The following is a 23,098-nucleotide window of genomic DNA, read 5'->3' on the forward strand; positions in this document are numbered from 1 at the left end:
TAACCCCCTGTGGTTCTAATATAGAGAATCATACACAAGTTTAAAAAAACTATATACGTTATGTAACTTAAGAATTCTTTTTGTAACTAAAAAAAGCACAGCTTCTTTTTTGAGAAGCTGTGCTTTTTCTATCTAAAAATTAAGCATTTACTGTTTCTAAAGCTTTAATTTCTTTGTATGTTGGTTCCCACATTGCTGCTTTCACTGCTGCTTTAACGTCTGATGGAACTTCTTTTGCAACGCCATCTTTAATCGCTGCGTTAGCAACTGCTAAAGCAACGTTATATGATACTTCACGTAATTCTTCTACGCGCGGTAGTAATGAAGCACCTGGTTTGCTGCTGTCTACCATCTCAGCTACAGCGTGTGCACATGCTGCGAACATGCTGTCTGTAATAACTTCTGCTTTTACCACGATTGATCCAAGACCAAGACCTGGGAAAACAAAAGCATTATTAGATTGACCAATTTCATATTCTACACCATCGTAGTTAACTGGTTCAAATGGACTGCCAGTTGCTACAAGTGCTTTTCCTTCTGTCCAATTTAATAAGTTTTCAGGAGTAGCTTCCGCAAGCGGAGTTGGATTTGACATTGGTAAAATAGCTGGGCGTTCTACATGCTTCGCCATTTCTTTTACGATTTCTTCTGAGAATGCGCCTGCTACACCAGACGTACCAATTAAGATTGTTGGCTTAACTTGTCTGACAACTTCCAAAAGAGAAATTTTGTCTTCTTCACGGTTCCAGTCCTTCACTTCTTCTGCTTTTCGTGCATAAGGCGTTTGGAAACCTAATAAGTCGTCCATGTCATCTGTTAAAAGGCCTCGGAAATCAACTGCCCAGAAGTTTTTGTATGCTGCTTCTTCTGTAATACCGTCTAATACCATCGCGTCACGAACTTGGTCTGCAATACCGATACCTGCTGTACCCGGTCCAAAGATTAAAACGCGGTGGTCACGAAGTGGCATTTTAGACACTTGAACTGCTGAGAAAATAGCGGCAAGCGTTACAGCACCTGTTCCTTGGATATCATCATTAAACGTTAGAATTTCTTTTCCGTACTTGTTAATAATGTTACGAGCATTTACATTACCGAAATCTTCCCAGTGTAACAGTGCATTAGGGAATATTTCAAGAGATTTTGAAATGAATTGATCTACGAAATGATCATAACGCTCACCGCGGATACGTTCATGACGGTTTCCGATATATAAAGGATCATTTAATAATTTTTCGTTGTTTGTTCCTACATCAAGAACAACTGGAAGTACTCTGCTTGGGTCGATTCCTGCTGCAGCTGTGTATACGGCTAATTTACCGATAGCAATATTAATACCGCCAACGCCCCAGTCACCAATTCCTAAAATACTTTCTGAATCTGTAATAACCATTAAATCAATGTCTTCACTATTTGCATCGATATTTTTAAGGGCTTCTTCAATGCCTTCTACATTATCGATTGACAAGTATACGCCACCCGGACGGCGATATTCGTGGCTGTATTCTTGGATTGCTTGTCCAACTGTTGGTGTATAAACAACTGGAAGCATTTCTTTTAAGTGATCTTGCAATAAACGATAGAATAATACAGCATTACGGTTCTGTAAATCGTTTAAATACACATTCTTACCAAGGTTATCCGCCTGAGCTAAAAATTGCTCATATGCACGTTTTGCCTGCTCATCTAAAGTTAAAGTCATTGGAGGAAGTAAACCTTCTAATCCTAACGTTTTACGCTCTTCTTTTGTAAAAGCTACTCCTTTGTTTAACATTGGAGCTCCTAAAATTTCTTTCCCACGTAAAGTCGTTTCAATTGTTTCATTATCTGCAAAAAATACGTTGCGCATACGACTATCTTCCTTTCTGTAGACTTGTATGACAAGCATACAAGTTGGTTAGATTTAAGTAATTAATACCTTATATGGATATTACTCATATTATTCAAATGTCCGTTAACTTTTTATGAATAGCTTGCTAATTCATTTGACAATAGTATATTTTATGCCTATCTATTTCTGCTGTCAACTATTTTAGTAGAGCAATTTTTTAGTTATAAAGAGGTGGAAATTTCTGAATTTAATATCTTTTATCAATTTTCTTTTTATATAGGTACTAAGAACCCTCTTTATTCTATTCATCTCTTTTTGAAAGTCAAAATAATCCTTTAATATGGAAAAAATGTTTAATTATAAAAAATTTATTTTGAAATAATTTTAATTTAACTATAAAAGAATATTTTTTATTTTTTTGTCTATGCTGATTAGTGAATTACTATGAATATTTTTTCCTTTCTATCTATACATATAAACTACATAGTTCTTTTTTATAATAATGGAGGTTATTGTATGTTAAAACCAGATACAGCTATTATTTTTGGATTTCTTATCGAAGAAGCGGCCAGTCGATTAGACGATCAAGAGATTAAAGAAATTGCGGCTAAAGAGCTAGAAAATGGAGAATTGGTGTTTGAAGAAGCGAGTTATTTTTATAAACGCTTTTTTATCCCTGCTTCCTCTGAATTAAGACAAGCTCTTCGCCGAGAGGTCTTATCGCTTCATTTAACATTAAATCAAATCAAAAATGCTCATGGCAACGGATCTATGTCTAAGATTGCTCATATGCATCAAATTATTGCAGAAACTGAAAAATCAACAAACGAACTTAACAGACTTTTAAATCTTGCGTTCTATGAGGGTGAGGACGATCAGACCTACGCCTCCTTCATGAATATTTTTTCAAATAAATCATAAAAAAACCGTCCTTAAGGACGGTTTTTCTTATTGAACACCTTTCATTAAACGCTGAATTTTTGGAGAAATCATTAGCACAATTAGACCTAAAATGACCGAAACTCCGCCCAATGCAGCAAAATAAACAACTTGCGAAATGTTTTCATAGTATTGAACAAGCTGAGCATTGATTGCCTGCGCCGCTGCGCTTGTTAGGAACCATAAACTCATCGTCTGAGCAGAAAACGCTGCAGGTGCTAGTTTTGTTGTAGTTGATAACCCTACTGGTGATAAACAAAGCTCTCCAACTACAACTAAGAAGAAGCTTAGCACTAGCCATAGCGGGCTCGCTAACGTTTCATTTCCATGAATGCTAGCCGGGATAACCATGACAAGGAAAGAAAGCCCTGCAAATAAAAGTCCTAATGAAAACTTCTTTGGTGTAGAAGGCTGTCTGTTTCCTAATTTTACCCAAACCGCTGCAAAAACTGGCGCAAATATAATAATGAATAGCGGATTTAACGATTGGAACCAGCCAACTGGAATTTTAAAACCACCATACGTTAGCTGCGTATGATCTTTTGCATACGTTGCTAAAATTGTTGACCCCTGCTCTTGAATCGCCCAGAACATTACTCCAGAGATAAAAAGAGGAATGTACGCTAATACGCGTGAACGCTCATCAGCTGTTGTCTTGGGGCTCTTATACATAACAACAAAGTAAATAATAGGAATAACAATCGCTAAAATACTTACAAATAAAATAACGCCTTCAACAGTTAAAATGCCCGCTAAAGAAGTCAGTACAATAAAGATTGCAAGTACAACTACAGCAAGTGCAATGGTACCAAAAACTTTTTTACGTTCTTCTGGTTTTAAAGGGTTTGGAACTTGTCTGCCTGCACGACCTAGGTTTTTGCCTCGTGTAGCCATAAATACGATTAGACCTAAAAGCATTCCTACTGCCGCGATTCCAAAACCTAAGTGGTAGTTATACTTTTCACCTACTGTTGAAACAACTAGCGGCGCGATAAATGCTCCAGCATTTACACCCATATAGAAGATACTAAATCCAGCATCTCGACGGTTATCAGTAGGGCTATACATATCACCCACAACGCTTGAAACGTTTGGTTTTAATAAACCTGTTCCGATGATAATTAAGAACATTGAAATAAACAGCGCGGTTACACCTGCTGGCAACGCAAGCACTAGATGTCCGAGCATAATAAATATACCACCGTAAAACACCGTATTAGACGTACCTAAAATGCGGTCTGCAATCCAACCGCCAATAATTCCAGACATATAAACAAGGGAACCATAAATAGAAAAGATCGCTAAAGCGGTTCCTTGTTCCATTCCTAATCCACCGTTTGCAATTGTATCGTACATGTACAATACAAGTAGCGCACGCATTCCATAGTATGAAAAACGCTCCCAGAATTCTGTAAAGAACAAGGTAAATAACCCTTTAGGATGTCCGAAGAATCCTTTTTGAGGAACTGTTTCATACACTTTTTCTCTCTCTACTGACATATTCCTTAACCTCTCTTTCAACCGTAAACCATCATAGACAAAACTGTCAAAAAATTATGATGATATAAAAAAATAGAAACAAGAAAATTTTATTCTTATAAAATGATTCTGTCAATATCAGAATTTTACAATGAGTGCATAAAATACGGTTTTCCATTATAAAATTGCACCTATAAAAAGCTTTAAATCAAGATTTCTTTTCTTAAAATATCTTTTTGAAAATTTTTTTATACAAAACCCTTGATTACAAAGCATCTGATTATCTACTTTTCATACAACCAGATAATATTTTTCTTTTTGGAAATTTTTTCTCCATATTAAAAAAGAAGCTTTATTATTTTTTTATTATGCTTCCCTCAACCAAAAATATATTTTTTCAGAATAATAAAAACCTCTTTAGAAATGTCTCTTTTGTTATAGTAGATACTCATTCTTCTCCTATGTATTACCTTTAATATAAGTCATCCTCATTTTTTTATGTAAAAAAAGAGATAAAAGGTTTATTTTTTATCTCTTTTTTCACTGTACCTACAATTTTACGTATTCACCGTTTACCATTTGTCCTTTGTGAAGAGGAAACACACCTTCTTCTTTATTGTATACAATCGTTCCTCTATTAATAGTGGTTAAAATAACGCTATTAAATACCGTTCCTTCATATATACTGTGCTTATGTTTGAAAACCATTCCTTCTTTTGTCACTTTTTCAGTTTGATCCAGATCAACGATAACCAAATCCGCATCCGACCCTAGCAAAATGCTTCCTTTTTTAGGATATAAACCGAATCGTTTAGCTGGATTGGTTGATACAAGCTTTGAAATGTGAGAAAGAGAAATCCCTCTAGTGATGGCTCCCTCACTAATCATTGCTTGCAAAGAGTACTGACCGCCTGATATTCCACCCCAAACTTTAAATAAATCATTCTGATGAGCTGTTTTTAACTCAATTGGACAAGGAGAATGATCCGAAGAAATCATATCTACCTCCTCTGATTGAATACAAGCCCATAATTTTTCTTTTTGACTCCTGCTGCGAAGAGGAGGTGCACACTTAGCCGTTACGCCAATTTCTTCAAAGTCTTCCTCTGTAAAAAGTAAATAATGCGGACAAGTTTCCAGCGTAACGTTCATTCCATTCTTCTTTGCTTCCGTAATAAGCTGCACTGCTTCATAGCTGCTAATGTGCACAAAGTGAAGTGGACATCCCGTTTCTTCACCGTACTCAAGCGCTTGCTTTACTGCGTTTACTTCTGCTACAACCGGTCGCGTTTCTAAATAATCTTTAATAGCAGTTTGCTTTTGCTTCTGTTTAGCCTGTTCAAGCTTTTGTATTAAGTCATTTCTTTCAGCATGCAGGGCAAGCACTTTATTTAGTTTTGCAATCTCTTTCATTCCTTCGTATAATGTGAGGTCATCTGAGAAATCAAATTCAGAACCGGCTTCTGACATAAATGCTTTAAAACCTATTACACCCGAATGAGCCATTTTGGCTAATTCTTCTTTATTACCAGGAACCACCCCTCCCCATAGACCATAATCTACTACTGACTTTTGATCAGCCAGCTTTTTCTTTTCCCACAGCGCTGCTTCTGTTACGGTAGGAGGAACGCCGTTTAAAGGCATATCAAAATATGTAGTGCAGCCTCCCGCAGCCATAGATGCTGAACCGTAGTCAAACCCTTCCCAATGGTCTCGGCTCGGTTCATCAAAATGCACGTGAATATCAATCATTCCAGGCAGAACATATTTGCCTTTAGCATCTACGTATTTTTTTGCTGGTGTGCTAACACCTTGCGCTATTTCTGCAATCTTTCCTTTTTTAATCCCTATATCCGCTTTTACTATTTCGTCTTCTAATACGACCGAACCATCCCGAATAATTAAATCGTACATGTTATCAAACTCCCCTTTATTTAACTACTCCATCTTCTTATTAAACGAAGCAGTCTGCTATTGTTCTATCATGCACTGTTTCCTTTAAAAAGTCTTTATCCTTGTAAAGAAACCTGACACATAGACTGGTTATTACGCTAGTAAATATAACTGAATTATCTGATTTTTACACTCGCCATTTTGTCTAAACTTTTCTTTTTTATTTGGTCACTTTCACTAACTAAAAAGAGATTAAGACATAACCAAATCAACAGCTAGAAGCAACTACATACATGAAATCTACGTTCACCCTAAACATAAAAAAACCGAACGAGTTTGATTCCCCATTAAGAATCAACTCGTTCGAATCTTCTTTCAACTAATTTTTCCACAGTCTCTTTTAACTCTTTTTCACTTTTTGTGACATTGGCAACCTTACTGTAAATGTACTTCCTTTTTCTTGTTCACTTTCTACGTCAATTTTCCCTTTATGTGTTTCTACGATCCATTTAGCGATTGCTAAGCCTAGCCCATGACCTCCCATTTGACGAGATCGCGATTTGTCAGCACGATAAAAGCGGTCAAAAATCCGATCCTTTTCATCTGGATGGATCCCAACGCCCGTATCACGTACTTTTAATATACATTCACTTCCATGCTGAACTACTTGAATGTTTACACTTCCATGAGGAGTCGTATATTTAATCGCATTGTCTAACAAAATGTAAATCAGCTGAGTTAGACGCTCTTGATCTCCAGTTACTACTAATTTTTCCGGCGTATCCAGCTGCAAATCAATATGTTTAGAAATCGCTAGGGTTTCAACGGATTCCATTACCTTTTGCACCGCGTCTGTAATATCAAAGGGCATCATTGCTTTTTCTACTTTATTAGAGTCTGAGCGTGCAAGCGTAAGCAAATCACTGACGAGACTCGTCATGCGCTTCACTTCAGCTTTCATATTATTGATTAATTTTTTAGAAAAAGGATCTTCTGTTACTTCCTCCTGCATTTCTAAAGCGTTGATAGAAGAAAGCATAACGCTAAGCGGCGTTCTTAACTCATGGGATGCATCCGCCACAAACTCTTTTTGCTTTTGGAAAGCTGTTTCAATTGGAACCATGGCCCGTTTTGACATTAAGCGGCTAATATAAATGGCTACTCCTACAAACAGTACGGTAAGGCTTAACATAATAATAAGGAGCCACTTTAACAGCTGATAAAGAAATGAAACGTCTTTTCCAATATAAAGCATCCCTAAAAATTGACCTTTATAAAAAATAGGTTCACCCGCCATCATCAAATCAATATCTATTTTGCCTTCCCCGTTTTGCCCTTTTACTCCTTCAATGTGTTCGAAACTAGGACGCGGGGCTTTTATTCGTTCTTTCCTCACTTCATTTTCAATAGGGATCCACCCATCAATTAAATCTAATAAGTTAGAGCGAAGCCGCTCGCTCGCTTCGTTTCCCATAATAAGGTCCCCTTCAGGACTGATTACATAATAAAAAAATTGATCTTCACCAGCTACGACAATGTTTTTGTACTCTTCTTTTGACTGTTGATTGGAGCTGTTTATCGCTTGTTTAATTAAGATGCTTTGGACAATTCGGGACTCTTGCTTTAGCATGCTATTTAAGTTTTGCTGCTGACTATTGGATACAACCACATATACCAATGCATAAACAATAAACACGAATAATAGCAAAAACAGCATTAGTAATGCGCTATATCGGAATGTTAAACGATTTTGCGTCTGGCTGAATAAATCTTGCTTTACTTTTTGTTTTACTTTCTGTTTAGCTCTTGTAAGGAGTTTAGCTTTCAATTTTGTAGCCTACTCCGCGAATGCTTTGAATAAGATCCTGTTTGTTAAATTTCTCTAGTTTTTTTCGCAAAAGTTTAACCGTCGCATCAATCGTTTTAATGGAAACATCTGATTCATATCCCCATACCCGGTCTAAAATAATATCTCGAGAAAGAACTTGTCCTTTGTTTTTCACTAAAAAATCTAGGAGTTGAAATTCACGAGGACTTAATTGAATAAACTCCTCGTCAAACTGTACGGTTTGACTTGCTCTTTTTAATATCATGCTGGCAATCTCTACTTCTTCTTCTAAAATCGGTGCATAATTACGACGAGACAAAGCACGAAGCCTTGCAAGCAGCTCGTCAATTTCAAATGGCTTAATAACGTAATCATCCGCTCCCGCATCTAAGCCTTGTATACGATCTTGAACCGCATCTTTTGCTGTTAACATAAGAATAGCTCCGGCGTATCCTTCTTTTCTTAGACGTTTACATACATCGATTCCGTCGCCATTGGGCATCATCCAGTCAAGAATTAACACATCATAATGCGCTTCAGATGCATAATCATATGCATCATTCCCTTCCGTCACCCATTCGACGTTATAGCCTCCTTTTTTCTTTAGCATATAACTAACTAATTCACCTAGCTGCAAATCATCTTCTGCTAGCAGTACATTCATTCCGCGTAACTCCTTCCTTCGATACATTTCGCTGCATCCTTTTGTTTACTTTATTATACAAAAAGAATCAGCAGAAACAAGCTGCCTCTACTGATCTCTTTTCATTTTAAATTCCCTTAGCTATACTCAGCAGGGGCGTAAACTGCTGTTCAGCAGTTTGCGTCTTTTGTACTCTTTATGAATGCCTAACGATTTGATTTGAATATGAAGGATTTGATCCATTAACAGTTTCTGTGACCTTTACAACACGCCGGCATATCTCAGCTCGTACACCTCTGTGCTTCAATTGCTCGACGATTTTTTCTAACTTACTATAAGACGCTGTTTGTTTCATATCCATCCCCTCATTTCGTTAAGGTATTATTTATGAATCAAGTTTGTTTGTAATATCATACTTTTTCTTTAGCTTTTGTAACCATGTTGGATACTCTGTTTGGTATTTTTGATCAAGCAGCGTTTGCTTGATTTTTGCTTTACTATTTTCATATGTTGCTTTTTGCGCTTCTTTTTTGCCTGTTACTTTAATAATGTGATAACCGTATTCTGTTTTAACTGGATCACTTACTTCATTTACCTTCATTGAAAATGCTTTGTTGGCAAAAGCTTCGACCATATCACCTTTTTTGAAATATCCAAGGTCTCCGCCATTTGATTTAGAAGCTGTATCTGTTGAGTATTCTTTTGCTAACTTCGCAAAATCTTCTCCTTTATCAAGCTTTGCCTTTACTTCTTTCGCTGTTTTTTCGTCTGCTACTAAGATATGACTAGCTTTCACCTGTGCTTCTGTAGCTAGTGAATCTTTATTTTGATTAAAGTACGATTTCATTTCACTATCTTTAATATTAATAGTCGACTCGACCATTTTTTTTGCTTCAATATTCGTCTTTAAATCTTTTTTCAGCTCTGACAATTTTACACCGCTAGATGCTAATGCTTGATTTAATGCATCTTCTCCCCCGTACTGACTTTTAAGGTTTTCTAATTCAGCATTAATTTCTTTATCGGTTACTTTAATATTTTGTTTAGCTGCTTCTTTTGAAATAACTTTTTGTTCAATCAGTGAATCAAGGACACTTGATCCTCCTTGAGCAAGAAGAGCATCGTACAGCTGATCTTTTGTGATTTTTTCATCACCAACGGTAGCAACCACCTTTGATTTATTCATTGCTACGGCACCAATAGCTACTGCAGCAATAATCACAACGGCTGCAATAATTATAATTATTTTGTTTTTAGACATCGTTAAACTCCTTTTCCATTTCTCATTACTTACCTAAACTTAAACTTTTGCGCCTTGGTAACGGTTTAAGCTCAATTAAAGGTCTTGCAATAGTAGATACGTATTTACTCGACAACAACCACGCCACTCCACAAGCTCCAATTAAAAGAATACTGTATCCTTGTACACTTTCTATCCAGTCTCCAAAAGAAGATAGGCGGATATATTTAATCAGAAACCCATGTAGCAGATATACATAAAAGGTTTGAGCACCTCGAGATGTAAAGGACATCGTTTGTGTAGGGATCAAAGCTAGAAAGGAAATCGTCATTGCTAAGCTGATGCTATAAAATAGCGTACGAATGGTCATTCCCTCTAATTGATTTACACCTAAAGAGGCATAAGATTTTGAACCAAATAACCACTCTTTCTCAAAATCCGGTGCTATATACTGAATCCATAGAGCAATAATCAGCAAAGTGCCTCCAGCTACTTTTTTGCAAGAAACAGACGTCAACTTTTTAAAATGTTCTTTTTTCATATAAAATCCTGCTAAGAAGAAGGGAAAGAACACAAAGGTTCTAGAAAGGCTTAACGTTGTTTCCAGCGGTTCACATAAGCCAATCATAATTCCTAAAACTGCCGCAACGGCTAAAGGATATTTGATTTTTGTAAAAATGAACAACATGGCGTTCCAACAAAATAAACTCAACAAAAACCATAGCGACCAAGCTGGCTGAAACACTGAAACTTCGAATGTGGATTCATCATACAGTTTATAGTCGTATACCGCATAGATAAGTTGAAAAATAATATAAGGAAGTAATACTTTCTTCGCCATCTTCCACATATATCCTTTTTTTCGGTATCCCTTTGCAAAATAGCCGCTTATTAAAATAAACGCTGGCATATGAAAGGTGTAAATAAATATGTAGAGCGTTCGTAGCCACTGTTCATCATTGATGAAGGGAGTTAACAAATGGCCAAACACTACTAATACAATTAAGATAAATTTTACATTATCAAAATACGCATCCCGCTTAGCCATTTGACCTCCTCCTTTCTTTCGCGTTCTACGGATCTGTACGACGTGCTGCTGCGAATATCTTTTCTTTACATTCCTTACTATACATAGTGAAAATGAAAAAACAGTGAAAACCTTGCTTATTTCTATTTTTAAATAAGGCGCGGCTAAATAAGTTTGACAAATGGCGCCTCTTTCTCTACTATATAGATACGCACCCTATCCAATTCAATTTCGCTTGTTGCGGGACACTTAACCAGTACGGATGGATAGGGTGTTTTTGTATGCAAAAAAAGCAGAAGACCTAGGTCTTCTGCTTTTTATTTTGCTATAGGCTGACTTTCGTTTTTTCTGTTTCCTTTTTTATTTTTCAAATAATAAAACAAGTAACAAAAAAGGACAAATGGGATACCGCAGTATAATGCGATACGCTGACTCTCATCAAAAGCCAGTCCTACACAAGCAGCAAAGCATAAAACAAACGCTAAAATAGGTACAATAGGATATAAAGGAGCTTTGTAAACAAGCTTCGATACATCATTCCCTTCTTTAATATAGCGTCTTCTGAACATAAAGTGAGAAGCCGCAATAGCCATCCATACAGCTACAACCGCAAATCCAGAAATAGAAACTAATACTAAGTAAACAGTTGTTGGTGCAACTACGCTTGACAGCAAGGACAGACATGCCACTCCCATGCTGATAAGTAACGAATTAAATGGAACTCCTTTAGACGTTACTTTCCCTAACCAAGTGCTGACCATTTTTTGATCAGATAATGACCATAGCATTCTCGAACATGCGTATAATCCTGCATTAGCGTTTGATAATAAAGCTGTTAAAATAACCAAGTTCATGATATCTGCTGCGTAAGGAATACCTATTTGATCGAATACCGTTACAAAAGGACTTTCTAACACTCCTGCTTGTTTCCATGAAATCAATCCAGATAGTACAAACATGGCGCCAATAAAAAAGAAGAACGTACGCCAAATGATATTTTTAATTGCGCGAGGTATGTTCTTTTCCGGATCCTCTGTTTCCCCCGCCGTAATACCAATTAATTCTGTTCCCGAAAAAGCAAAGCTAACAGAAACCATCGTAATTAATACAGGCATAAGTCCATTTGGAAATAAACCGCCCTCTCCTGTAAAATGAGAAAGCATCGGCGCTTTTTCATGACCGCTAAGAGGAATGAATCCAAACATCGCTGCTGCGCCTAAAATAATAAATACAATAATCGTTAATACTTTAATACTTGAAAACCAAAATTCTGTTTCGCCGAAAAAACGTACAGATGTTGCATTTAAACCAAATAATAAAAGGGCAAACAGCGCGCTCCATATCCAAACCGAAACGTCAGGAAACCATCTTTGCATAAGCAATCCAGACGCTGTAAACTCCGAACCGACAGATACCACCCAAGTCAGCCAGTAGAGCCAGCCAACCGCAAAACCAGTTCCCGGCCCGATAAACTTCGTAGCGTATACTTGAAATGATCCTGACACAGGCATTGCTACGCTTAGTTCCCCTAGACATATCATGACTAAATACATAATTAATCCACCGATTAAATAAGCAAGGAGTGTTCCCCCAGGACCTGCTGCATTAATTGTGTAGCCTGAATTAAGAAACAGCCCCGTACCGATAACACCACCAAGAGAAATCATAAATAAATGACGGCTTTTCATTTTTCTTTGTAACTGATTCATAGATGTTGTATTCTCTCCCATTATGTACCTCCTTTTTGTAGTAAACCCATCCAAAAACTTGGTTTATTTACATATTCTCTATAGTCTCTTCTCTGCAGGAGTAGGCTCTATTTCTTCGATATGTACGAATTTTGTATATTGTATACAATATACACTTCTTAAATCTTTTTACGATTATATCATTTTTCAGATTTTTTACAACAATGAATAGTAAAAAATATTTCAATAATTCTATTTTTTATATTCTAACTAAGATTAAATGAAGTGATATGATATGATTATTTTTACACCTGTACGTTCTTTCATGCTATTTTTATACTTTTTCATCACCATGACATGAAGAGAAAGAACGGCTGATGCGATATTTATTTTAGGGGGAAACAATGAACAAGGGGCCTATGATTTATCATTCATTAAAAGATCATGTATATAACTACATAGCAAGTCAAATTCAAGACGGTACACTGCTGCCTAACGACAAAATAAATGAAGCCAGTATTTGTTCTCAGCTGAATGTCAGCCGAACGCCTGTGAGAGAAGCGCTTATTAAACTGGCTTCAGACAATCTATTAGAATACAGACCGCGCAGAGGGTTTACTGTAAAGGAAATTGACACACCAAAAAAACTAGAAGTATTTGAAATCGTCGGTGCTTTAGATGGTCTTGCAGCTGCGCTGTCGATTGATCACTTAACGGAAGAAGATTTTACGAAGATGGATGAGCTTATTAAAAAAATCGATGTTTCGATTGAATTAGAAAATTATCAGGATTATCAAAAATATCAAACGTATTTTCATCGAGTATATTTGAACCGATGCGGTAATGTGACCTTAAAAGAACAGCTTATGTCTTTGCAAGACGGATTCATCAGACAAACGTACTTTAGCAATGACAATAAAGAGCTATACGCCATTTTACATGTGATGAATGAGCATCACCGCCATATTCTAAAACTTCTGAAGCAGAAAAAAAAGGCGGATGTTCAGCTTTACCTTCAAAATGTCCACTGGAACATCGAATATCCAGAAATGATTTGATCAAAGAGCTCGAGACATAACTAAATCAATCCAATCAACAGCTAGAAGCAACGAAATACATGAAACCTACGTTTATCATACCAATAAAAAAATCCGAACGAAGTTGATTCTCCATCAAGAATCTCAATTCATCGTTCGGATCTTCTTTCAACTAACATACTGTTGTCTCAGCCTCTTTTATTTCGCTATAGAAGAACGCTGTTTTTCTTCGGTTACGTACCAAATGAATTTCCCTGTATATCCGTAAATAATCGCCAAAATAATAGAGACAAAGCTTAGCCACATAAACGGCAGATAAGCGAATGTAGAAATCCCAAGCGTTGTAGCTAGAAATACACCGTTGTCCGTCCACGGAACCATCCCTGAAGTTAAGGTTCCCCCTACTTCCGAGTTACGGGCAAGCACTAGACGCTGTATTCTTAACTTGTCATAACTTTTCTCCATAATTTTCGGTGTTAAAATTAATGAAACATACATTGCACAACCAAATATATTCCCTAATAACCCAACGAAAATAGTAGAAGCCGTAACGTTTCCTGAATTGACAAGAATTTTTTCGAATTTAGATAACAGGACTTCTAAGACGCCGAGCTCATCTAATAACCCGCCAAAGCCTAGTCCAAAAATAATGACAATAATGGAACCGACCATGCTTAAAATTCCGCCACGATTTAACAGCTCACTTAAAAATGTGTTGTCGGTATTAATTTTAAACCCTTCATAAGCCGTATTAAATGCGCTCGCCACATCCATATGTTGAAAGACAACTGCCCATATAATTCCTAATAATGAGCCAATCGCAATTGCTGGAAGAGAAGGTTTCTTGAATGCTAAAAGGACAATGACAGCCAAAGCCGGAATCAGCATCCACCCGCTGATATGGAATGTATCCAACAGCGAAGATTTTAATCCTTCTACCCGTCCAGCATCAAAATCTTTTCCTCCATACATAAACCCTGTTACCGTAAATAATACTGCCGTAATGAGGTAAGCAGGAATATCCAACACTAACATTGCTTTTACGTGATCAATAACGTTCACTCGAGCCATTGACGCAGATAAAATGGTACTGTCAGAAAGAGGAGAAAGCTTGTCTCCAAAATAAGCTCCTGAAATCACAGCTCCAGCTACTAAAGCGAGCGGCATGCCTAAGCCTTGTCCGATTCCCATCATCGCGATTCCAGCTGTACCAACCGTTCCCCAAGATGTTCCTGTTGAAATCGAGGTAATAGAGCAAATGATAAGTGTAGCAAGTAAAAAGAATGTTGGATTAATAAACTCTAATCCAAAATAAATAAGAGAAGGAACAACTCCTCCGGCAATCCATGTTCCAATTAACGTACCGACGGCTAATAAAATTAAAATAGCTTCTAAGCCGTTTGATATTCCTCTTGTAATGGCCCCTTGCAGCTGATTGTACGTATACCCAAGTCGTACTCCTAGCGCCATAACAATAAACCATGAAATAAATAAAGCGAGCTGAATAGGTAAATCAAAAACAGTTGCAAATGAAATAACAACTGCTAAAAATAAAGCAAGCACAATCATTATTTCCCACATAGCTGGTAAACGGGTTGTGTTCAAACTAGCTCCTCCTAAACTGGTATGTAGATTCTGGAATGTGGTATCGTTTAAGAGTAAAACGTCCTTATTCTATTCTTTAATTGTTCCTCTTACTGCTTGAACCTATGTACTTCTTTGAATGCTTAAACAATAAACTGCATCTTTTTAAGAACATAAAATAAGGATACTCGTGTAAACAATAAGCCATTTTTCTTTTATCCAGTGGTCATAATACCACAAGAGCGTGCTTTCTTACAAGACTAGTTATAAAGCGCTTTCTGTTTATTTATACATTTTAATACATAAATATATTTTTATTTATTTCATTCAACGAAAAGAGGTAAGTAACGTGAAAGAATATGCAACATTTGCGGGAGGATGCTTTTGGTGCATGGTCGCTCCTTTTGATCAGCTTCCAGGAATCAGCAGTATCCGCTCGGGCTACGCTAAAGATGAACAAATCACTTCTGAAGCTAAACAGGAAAGCGAATACGTAGAAGCAGTACAAATTGTATGGGATCCTTCTCATATTATGTTTGAAGAACTGCTTAACCTGTATTGGCAGCAAATTGACCCTACGGATTCTGGCGGACAGTTTTCAGACCGCGGACCGGCATATCGAGCCATTATTTTTTATCACAACGAAAAACAAAAAGAAGCGGCTTTCGATTCTAAAAAAAAGCTAGCCCAAAGCGGACGCTTTAAGCATCCTATCGTCACACCTATTTTACCTTTTTCTTTTTTTTATGAAGCAGAAGAGCAGCAGCAGGATTATTATCGAAAAAACACATTTCACTATAAATTATACAAAGAAGGCTCGGGGCGAACTGATTTTCTGGCACAGCATTGGCCAAAGGACCGCTCCTATCTAAAAAAAGTCCTAACGCCCATGCAATATTTTGTTACGCAGGAAAACGGAACCGAACCTCCTTTTACAAATTTATATTGGAATAACAAAAAACAAGGAATTTACGTTGATCTTCTAACGGGAGAAGCACTGTTTAAAACGTCAGATCAACTCCCTTCCCATACAGGGTGGCCGGTTTTTAAACGCCCTATTTTATACGGAAATATAAAAAAAGTTCCGATGCAGCATGAAACAGCACTAAAAAGCAAAGAAGGAAATAACTATTTGGGTTTACTATTAACCGAAGAAAACAGCGAATACTATCAAGTAAATTCCGCGGCTTTGCGCTTCATTCCAACAGAGAAGCTTAAAAAAGAAGGGTATGAAGACTTTTTAATTTTGTTTTGATACTTATACTTTTTTAAAAGGATAAAAATAAGCCGTGACTTGATTTGCATAGTGCACAATTAAATCGCGATTGTCCGCGGGACGCAAAAAAGGCGGAGTAATAGAATCATCTCTTATTTCACACTCCCCTTTTTGCAGCTCCCAAGGATCATGATAAAGGTCTCCTCTGTAGACATTTCCTTGATGAGTGGTAAATAAGCAGTAGCGCTCTGTAAGCCAATGAGCTAATTCTCCTTTTCTACTGCGATAGGACGGAGAAATACCTCTATATGTAAGCTTTACTCGCTCTTTTTTTGAGTCTCTGTGCGTTCGAACTGACTGAAAAGAAATATGGTTCTGAGTTTTGTTGAATGTCATAGTAGCGTGGTAATAAGGCAAATGAAAAAACTGACGAGCAATCCATACCCCTAGCGGATTGCTTGCGTCTAAACTAAAAAAATAAACGCCTTTTTCCCCTTTATATGTAACATATGTACGCACATTCAGCTCATATAGCCGTGAAAAGATGGGAACTGCGGGCGTTCCTTTGAATCGAATGTCTGTCATCGTAAAAGGCACAAGTGCAATCCATCCTTGACCATCATAGGTGTCAGGCTCTAACTGACTAGGCAATAAAGAAGCCAAAAATGTCGGATCTACAGGCCAATGAATAAACAGTAAATCTTTCCACGTTTGTTTCATTATCCAATTATTTTTCACTTCTTGGTCCCTCCTTTTTCTAGATGTTCTTTCCCATTAATTCAGCGGCTGCCGATTTCCCTGACAAATATGCGCTCTCTAACCGTGAGTGATTTGTTTCGTCTTCCCTTCTTAAAAAAGCATCTCCTGCCACCAGTAGCGACGGCATAATTTTAGCAAAGGGCTGATGAAGAACTTGTTCAACCTCTGCATAGCGCCATTTCTTTAACTGAATGCTTTTAATATGATTTGCACCTATCCATTCTTTTATTTCATTTTTTATCGCCCGCAGCAGCTCATGTTCATGTTCATCAAAATGTTTTTCTGACCAGTCTTTATTCATATATATGCTAAGAACGGGCGTCTTTGATATTCCTTTTTGCTCATGATTAACGATTCTTTGGATTGTGCTAGAAGGATTCGTGATTTGACCATGATCACCATACAGCATCTCTGTGTAAAGCTCCACGATAGCAACCAAGCAGGGACTAAATTTCAGTGTATTAAGAATTGATTGGTCCGTTTGCAGCTTACTATTATTAAGTACCTCAATAACCTGAGGAGACGGAGGTGTAAGAATGATATCAGTCGCTTCAAAAATCTCATTTTCTTCTGTATACAGCTGATACCTTCCGTTTTGAAAATCAATGGCTTGAACTTTTCGATTCACGTACACGCGTAGATCTTCAGCTAAATATTTAGCTAGCGCATTCATGCCATTCATACTTTGATACCGAGGGTGATGGTCACCAAACCACTTCTTAACCTTTCTATCAGCTATCCATTTATTTACGTCTTGTTGAAATTCATCGGATCTCACTGTAAAAAATTGAGCTCCGTGATCTGCTTTTCCATCTCCTACTCTTCGGGTAGCCATTCGTCCCCCTACACTTTTACCCTTATCAAGAAGAAAGACCTCTATTCCTTCTTTTTGTAATTCAGCCGCTGCTGTAAGGCCCGTCATCCCAGCACCTACTATTCCTACTCGTCTCATTTTTTCCTCCTTATTTAACGCATTTACTTACAGTATAAAAAAAGCGGAATGATTGAGCTAATTTAAACTGTCTTTTTCATTTAACTGCGTTTCTGCTTGTCTCAAAAAAATAGTCTACGATTCCATTCAGCTGAGTATACTTGTTGTATACAAATATATCTTTACCTGCTAGCACGTCTATAGATAGGAGGACTGTCACATGATGCTCTATGATATTAAGCACAAAGTATATTACGAAGTATTTAATACAGCTCGCCCTAAAATGAAGGACGCTCACCAAGGACGAAGCTGGGGATATGTTTATAAAAATCTCAATGGACAACCTACAAAGTTTTGGATTGATTTTACGCACGGACGGTTTATGTACTTTCAAGTTGAAGACAAGTGGTATCGCGTGCAATATTTGCAGTCCAATGATAAGAAAAAAACAGCGGATGTCTTTAAAGGCGCTCTCATTGACTTGATTTTAGATGGAATGGATCTCAAGTTAGTACGAGGAAACTTTGAAAAGAGAAGACTCTTAGCTTTATAACACATAGAAAAACAGCCGTAAAAGCAGGACTGCTTTTACGGCTGTTTAATTGTACGAGGAGTAATCAATATTTCAACCCTCCTATTTTTCGCTTGTCCCTCTGCTGTATTGTTAGATGTCACCGGTTTGAACTCTCCAAATCCTTTTGCACTGAACATGCTTGGATTAAGCTTATCGTTTTTTAAGATAACTTTCATAAAGTTAACTGCTCTCATCACGCTTAACTCCCAGTTGGATTCAAAACCAGCGTTGCGAATAGGTACGTTATCGGTGTGACCGCTAATAATAATATTACGAGGAGGATCAATCACCAAAAGCTCTGAAATATCATTTGCGATTTTTGTATCTTCACTCCGAACTTGTGCTCTTCCCGAATCAAACAATACATTGTCTCGAATGGAAATTAAGAGACCTTCCTCGGTTAGCGAAGTCTGTAATTGATTTGTTAAGTTTTTCTTTTTAATATACGCATTAATTTTAGATTGAATTTGCTGAAGCTCTTCTTGATCAGCTTCTCGAATGGTTTGCTCCTTTTGTTCGCTCGTCAACGATTGTGAAGAAGCAGGAGACTGATTGGGGGCTGTCTCCACTTCATTTGTTTTTTCCGTACTTTTAGCTGCAGGAGTATTTGAAGGCTGAACCGCTTCTTCAGATTCCTGCAGAGATTGAAATTCCATCACGCCCGTTCCTCCAACGAACGCTTCATTAAATGCGCGAGAAAGGTTCTTAAATTTCTGCGCATCCACTGAGCTCATTGCAAACAATACAATGAATAAAGCAAGTAAAAGTGTAAGCAAATCTGAGTAAGGAAGCAGCCAGCTTTCGTCAACATGGTCCTCTTCATGCTTTCGTTTTCTGCGTCTACTCATTTATGCCCACTTCACTTTCTTGAAGAAGCTTTTTACGTTCCGCTGTTGGCAAATAAGAAGCCAGCTTTTGCTCAATTACTTTTGGTGTTTCTCCTTCTAAAAGTGAAAGCACTCCTTCGATCATCATATACTTTACCTTTACTTCATGTTTCGATTTACGCTTTAGTTTATTTGCAAACGGATGCCATAGTACATACCCAGTAAAAATACCAAGAAGCGTAGCAACAAACGCCGCGCTGATCGCATGTCCTAGCGTATCTGTATCTTCCATGTTCCCAAGCGCAGCAATTAACCCTATAACAGCTCCAAGTACACCCAGAGTTGGAGCATATGTACCTGCTAAAGCGAAAATACTTGCACCCGTTTGATGTCTTTCTTCCATAGCATCAATTTCTTCAGACAACACGTCTCGTATATAATCCGCACTTTGACCATCAATAGCTAAATTCAAACCATTTTTTAAGAAAGGGTCATCTACATCAATAATTTGGGCTTCAAGTGATAGTAACCCTTCTTTTCGAACAACTTGTCCCCATTCAGAAAACATGGATACTAAATCAACGGGCTGCAGCATTTTTTGTTCTTTAAACAGGACACCAAACAGTTTTGGGACTCTCTTGATTTCATTTGAAGGAAATGCAATCACTACTGCTCCGACGGTTCCGACAATAATAATTAAAATAGCAGCCGGATTTCCTAACACAGATGGATTAACCCCTTTGAAAAACATGCCTACAATAAGAGAGGCTATTCCTAAAATCAGTCCAATAAAAGATGTTTTATCCATATGTAATTCTCCTATCCTTAACTTCCTGTTCTTTCTTTTTGTGTATTTTATCCTCATCTTTTATTTCGACTATTTCATAGAATTTTTAAGCTTTTTATGAATCATATTTACAATTACAGCTTTTCTCTATTATAAAAACACTTTTTTTAACTTTTCATAAAGAATATCTGAAGGTCCAGCTATAATCGCTACAATTTGATTTTCCACATAAATAGCAGCCGTCATCTTATTATCAATATCAGCTAAAATTGCAAATCCGACGTTAATGTTCAACTTTACTCACCTCTATCACGTTCTTGTTTATCCAACATATAAAAAGAACAGTCTTACCATTTATTTTTCCGTCTTTTATTGACATTTGTAAATTTTATATTAAGATTATGTAAATGAGTTGACAAAATGGAGGTGATATCATGCTACTAGAAAAATACTGTAAAGACACTGATTTAATGATTATCCAGTTTACAATCGAACTAACAAAAGACATTCACGCTAAAATCTCCGCACGTACTTTATTTTATGAAGAACAGGTGATACGTTATGCTAATAAAAGAATACGTTCTTTCTTACATCCTCTTTCCCTTAAACATACGCTAAAATTTGTCTATCAATCTGAAATACTACAAACCATTCTATTCAAATTAAAACCAACTTTTGAGCAGCAGCATGTATTGCGCTGTATTTCATCTTAAAAAGGAGTTTCCTTTAGCGGAAACTCCTTTTTGATTTGATTCTACGATATAGACGATATGCTTTTCTGATAACGTTTAAAAGCGGGTACGGCAAGCGGATATGGTACTTATCAATAAACGGATAAAAGGTGTAATAAGCTTTTACAAGGTCTGTCCATTTTTTATCAATACCTTCTTTATAAAAGTCAGAGATATCCACCACATACCCTCGTCCATCTTTCATCATGACATTTTTACCATGCACATCATATGGGTTTAAACCCTGGCTTCTTGCATAGTCCAAAGCTTTATTCACATCTTTTATGACTTGTTCTGGAATCTTTATGCCCCGCTGGACGGCATCATACAGTGTAACGCCTGTAAGCCTTTTTAAAATCAAGTACGTCTTTCCCTCATGAAAAAGTTGAGAATAAGCTGGGTGAACGCCCAGCTTTCTATACACTTGCGCTTCTTTTTTTACACCATAAATTTCTCTTCCGTATACTTTCACGACAAATTCAGGATAATTTTCGTGCGTAAACACACCGGCATAGTTTCCTTTACCAATAAGTACCCACTCTTTTGTTTTGTTCGTAACTTCAACTGGATCATAGTCACTTTCACTTTGAATCGTAACTTGCGTTAGTAATGATGTTTCAACTAGCGACACCAACTGTTTAATTATTTTATCCATAGTCCCCTCTAAAAATCCTTCAGTAATCTCTATCAAATATTACCCTATGATAAATCTCAATGCAGGATGTGTCAATAAATTGACAGCCTGATATAAAGAGGGAAAGTATTCCCATTCATTCAAGACTGCGTGTGAACTTTGTGAACATTCACATTCAGTTCTTCTTTCATATTCAGCATTACGCCCGCCATCGGAGCAATAGATTCGGGCTTAGTCAGCTGAAATAAAAAGCGCTTTGTCATTTCTGACATAAAAATGGTTACTATTTCAGTGATATAGTCCATGCCCCTTTCCGCTTGATGCTCAATCCCAAGCGGCATATACATATAGCTTGGGACATCAATGGACCCTCCTTTTTCGAAACGGTCAGGTAAAAATTCACTTGGCTCTAAAAAATAGTCTTCATGGCGATGCATCATATAAGGGCTAATTAACATAATCTCCCCTTTTTTAATACTATAGCCATCTATTTGTATATCTTCACGTGCTTGACGCCCAAATAGCCAAAGAGGCGGATACAACCTCATGCTTTCAGCAATTATTTTACGCATATAGGTCAGGTTTTTGGTTAAAAGTGATTCGCCGCTAGCATAGGCTTGAATTTCTTTATGCAGCTGAAGATGCTCCCTAGTATTTTGAGACAGTAAATGAATAGACCAGCTGCATACGTGCGTAATCATTTCATACATCGAAAGGAATATAGATTTTAGCTGTTCGTATATTTCTCTTTCATCGATTTCTTCTCCGCAAGAATTCAATATATACTCCAGTAAATCATTTCCTTCGGTTTTGTTTTGAACACGCATTTGAACACGTTCAAAAAGGAGTTGTTCTAGCTGCTCATCTGAGTCAGGCTGGTGCAAAGGTAGACGAATATAAATTTTGCCTAACTTTTCTTTTTTTCTCATAAGCGCTTGAACATAGTGAATTTTATCTTTATCCTGAATCGAAATGCCAAATACAAGTTGAAGGAGTACAGCTACGACTATCTGTCTTATGTCTTTTACTATCGTTCGAAGCTGCCCTTCTTCCCACGTTTCCGTATGCTTTTCAATTATTTTTGCGATTACTTCCTTATTATAAGTTAGATGTTGTTTAAGTTGTGAGGGTTGAATGGGGCTCATGTATAATGCTTCATCTGTCCATAACATTTCTTCGCCTAGCAGTGTTTTAAACATGTGCGTTAGTTTAATTTTTTGAAACGCCTTGCTGTTTGTAATGACTACATCTTTAATAAGTTGAGGGTCTCTCGTTACATAAAAGCGTTTGTGCGCAACTCTAAATGTTGCAATTTCTCCATACTGAGTCAAGTTTTCCAAAAAACCCAGTGGGTTCTCTCTAAACTTTTGCAGGTGACCGGTAAGCTTATACGACGAGGGGCCCTGTATAACCGGCAATGTTATCACTCCTTTTCTAAAAATGCGGGACT

Annotated in this window: 22 protein-coding genes; 5 read left to right on the plus strand and 17 right to left on the minus strand. The window is 37.1% G+C overall.

Translation table 11 applies throughout. From position 1 onward, the window contains the following. Positions 1-139: 139 nt before the first annotated feature. Positions 140-1,849 carry an NAD-dependent malic enzyme gene (locus tag ACFX4N_RS04280; RefSeq protein WP_057273061.1) on the minus strand — a complete coding sequence of 570 codons (1,710 nt, stop codon included), beginning with the start codon at positions 1,847-1,849 and terminating at the stop codon, positions 140-142. 498 nt (positions 1,850-2,347) lie between these two features. Here ACFX4N_RS04280 and ACFX4N_RS04285 point away from each other — a divergent pair, with 498 nt between their 5' ends. Further along, complete coding sequence (locus ACFX4N_RS04285) at positions 2,348-2,752, plus strand: hypothetical protein (RefSeq protein WP_013056760.1); 405 nt, start codon at positions 2,348-2,350, stop codon at positions 2,750-2,752. 27 nt (positions 2,753-2,779) lie between these two features. Here ACFX4N_RS04285 and ACFX4N_RS04290 read toward each other — a convergent pair whose 3' ends face one another. From ACFX4N_RS04290 to ACFX4N_RS04325, 8 genes are all read right to left on the minus strand, one after another. Continuing rightward, positions 2,780-4,270 (minus strand): peptide MFS transporter, encoded by a 1,491-nt coding sequence (locus ACFX4N_RS04290; protein WP_057273060.1) that lies wholly within the window; start codon positions 4,268-4,270, stop codon positions 2,780-2,782. A 528-nt stretch (positions 4,271-4,798) separates the two neighbouring features. After that, positions 4,799-6,163, minus strand: a complete 1,365-nt coding sequence (locus tag ACFX4N_RS04295) for an allantoinase (protein WP_057273059.1) — start codon at positions 6,161-6,163, stop codon at positions 4,799-4,801. A 379-nt stretch (positions 6,164-6,542) separates the two neighbouring features. Continuing rightward, positions 6,543-7,970 (minus strand): sensor histidine kinase, encoded by a 1,428-nt coding sequence (locus ACFX4N_RS04300; RefSeq protein WP_013056757.1) that lies wholly within the window; start codon positions 7,968-7,970, stop codon positions 6,543-6,545. Continuing rightward, entirely contained in the window at positions 7,960-8,634 is a 675-nt protein-coding gene (locus tag ACFX4N_RS04305; protein ID WP_013056756.1) for a response regulator transcription factor, read from the minus strand. The genes ACFX4N_RS04300 and ACFX4N_RS04305 overlap by 11 nt, the downstream gene beginning before the upstream one ends. Positions 8,635-8,809: 175 nt before the next feature. After that, positions 8,810-8,968 carry a hypothetical protein gene (locus tag ACFX4N_RS04310; RefSeq protein WP_014460408.1) on the minus strand — a complete coding sequence of 53 codons (159 nt, stop codon included), beginning with the start codon at positions 8,966-8,968 and terminating at the stop codon, positions 8,810-8,812. Between the two features lie 30 nt (positions 8,969-8,998). Beyond that, the gene (locus ACFX4N_RS04315) at positions 8,999-9,874 is read right to left on the minus strand and encodes a peptidylprolyl isomerase (protein ID WP_013056755.1); all 876 of its coding nucleotides are present in this window, start codon (positions 9,872-9,874) and stop codon (positions 8,999-9,001) included. 25 nt (positions 9,875-9,899) lie between these two features. Next, positions 9,900-10,901: an acyltransferase family protein gene (locus ACFX4N_RS04320; RefSeq protein ID WP_057273057.1), complete on the minus strand. Its 1,002-nt coding sequence runs from the start codon at positions 10,899-10,901 to the stop codon at positions 9,900-9,902. Between the two features lie 296 nt (positions 10,902-11,197). Continuing rightward, complete coding sequence (locus tag ACFX4N_RS04325) at positions 11,198-12,610, minus strand: amino acid permease (protein ID WP_025752074.1); 1,413 nt, start codon at positions 12,608-12,610, stop codon at positions 11,198-11,200. Between the two features lie 362 nt (positions 12,611-12,972). On the opposite strand from ACFX4N_RS04325, the gene ACFX4N_RS04330 reads away from it, so the two are divergent. After that, positions 12,973-13,626: a GntR family transcriptional regulator gene (locus ACFX4N_RS04330; protein WP_013056752.1), complete on the plus strand. Its 654-nt coding sequence runs from the start codon at positions 12,973-12,975 to the stop codon at positions 13,624-13,626. Between the two features lie 177 nt (positions 13,627-13,803). Here the strand turns inward: ACFX4N_RS04330 and nhaC are convergent, their stop codons facing one another. Further along, positions 13,804-15,210, minus strand: a complete 1,407-nt coding sequence (gene nhaC / locus ACFX4N_RS04335) for a Na+/H+ antiporter NhaC (RefSeq protein WP_029321389.1) — start codon at positions 15,208-15,210, stop codon at positions 13,804-13,806. A gap of 328 nt (positions 15,211-15,538) precedes the next feature. Here nhaC and msrA point away from each other — a divergent pair, with 328 nt between their 5' ends. Further along, positions 15,539-16,444 carry a peptide-methionine (S)-S-oxide reductase MsrA gene (gene msrA, locus ACFX4N_RS04340; RefSeq protein WP_081113323.1) on the plus strand — a complete coding sequence of 302 codons (906 nt, stop codon included), beginning with the start codon at positions 15,539-15,541 and terminating at the stop codon, positions 16,442-16,444. A 3-nt stretch (positions 16,445-16,447) separates the two neighbouring features. Here msrA and ACFX4N_RS04345 read toward each other — a convergent pair whose 3' ends face one another. Together ACFX4N_RS04345 and ACFX4N_RS04350 are read right to left on the minus strand one after the other, a co-directional pair. Further along, positions 16,448-17,143, minus strand: coding sequence for a YqjF family protein (locus ACFX4N_RS04345; protein ID WP_013056749.1), 696 nt, complete (start codon positions 17,141-17,143; stop codon positions 16,448-16,450). Positions 17,144-17,162: 19 nt separating this feature from the next. Then, positions 17,163-18,116, minus strand: a complete 954-nt coding sequence (locus tag ACFX4N_RS04350) for an NAD(P)/FAD-dependent oxidoreductase (RefSeq protein WP_061859737.1) — start codon at positions 18,114-18,116, stop codon at positions 17,163-17,165. A gap of 199 nt (positions 18,117-18,315) precedes the next feature. Here ACFX4N_RS04350 and ACFX4N_RS04355 point away from each other — a divergent pair, with 199 nt between their 5' ends. Continuing rightward, complete coding sequence (locus tag ACFX4N_RS04355) at positions 18,316-18,648, plus strand: hypothetical protein (protein ID WP_013056747.1); 333 nt, start codon at positions 18,316-18,318, stop codon at positions 18,646-18,648. A gap of 35 nt (positions 18,649-18,683) precedes the next feature. Here ACFX4N_RS04355 and motB read toward each other — a convergent pair whose 3' ends face one another. From motB to ACFX4N_RS04370, 3 genes are all read right to left on the minus strand, one after another. Then, positions 18,684-19,517 (minus strand): flagellar motor protein MotB, encoded by an 834-nt coding sequence (gene motB / locus ACFX4N_RS04360; RefSeq protein ID WP_013056746.1) that lies wholly within the window; start codon positions 19,515-19,517, stop codon positions 18,684-18,686. Then, entirely contained in the window at positions 19,510-20,304 is a 795-nt protein-coding gene (gene motA / locus ACFX4N_RS04365) for a flagellar motor stator protein MotA (RefSeq protein ID WP_013056745.1), read from the minus strand. Before motA ends, motB begins: the two co-directional genes overlap by 8 nt. A 129-nt stretch (positions 20,305-20,433) precedes the next feature. Further along, positions 20,434-20,577 carry a hypothetical protein gene (locus ACFX4N_RS04370; RefSeq protein WP_014460421.1) on the minus strand — a complete coding sequence of 48 codons (144 nt, stop codon included), beginning with the start codon at positions 20,575-20,577 and terminating at the stop codon, positions 20,434-20,436. Positions 20,578-20,717: 140 nt separating this feature from the next. On the opposite strand from ACFX4N_RS04370, the gene ACFX4N_RS04375 reads away from it, so the two are divergent. Then, positions 20,718-20,996: a hypothetical protein gene (locus ACFX4N_RS04375; protein WP_029321381.1), complete on the plus strand. Its 279-nt coding sequence runs from the start codon at positions 20,718-20,720 to the stop codon at positions 20,994-20,996. A gap of 13 nt (positions 20,997-21,009) precedes the next feature. Here the strand turns inward: ACFX4N_RS04375 and ACFX4N_RS04380 are convergent, their stop codons facing one another. Together ACFX4N_RS04380 and ACFX4N_RS04385 are read right to left on the minus strand one after the other, a co-directional pair. Further along, positions 21,010-21,669 carry a serine/threonine-protein kinase gene (locus ACFX4N_RS04380; protein WP_013056744.1) on the minus strand — a complete coding sequence of 220 codons (660 nt, stop codon included), beginning with the start codon at positions 21,667-21,669 and terminating at the stop codon, positions 21,010-21,012. A 119-nt stretch (positions 21,670-21,788) separates the two neighbouring features. Beyond that, positions 21,789-23,075: a cytochrome P450 gene (locus tag ACFX4N_RS04385; RefSeq protein WP_192100735.1), complete on the minus strand. Its 1,287-nt coding sequence runs from the start codon at positions 23,073-23,075 to the stop codon at positions 21,789-21,791. Positions 23,076-23,098: the final 23 nt, after the last annotated feature.

This window comes from Priestia sp. YIM B13551 (assembly GCF_042787905.1).
In the GTDB taxonomy this organism is placed as follows: Bacteria; Bacillota; Bacilli; order Bacillales; family Bacillaceae_H; genus Priestia.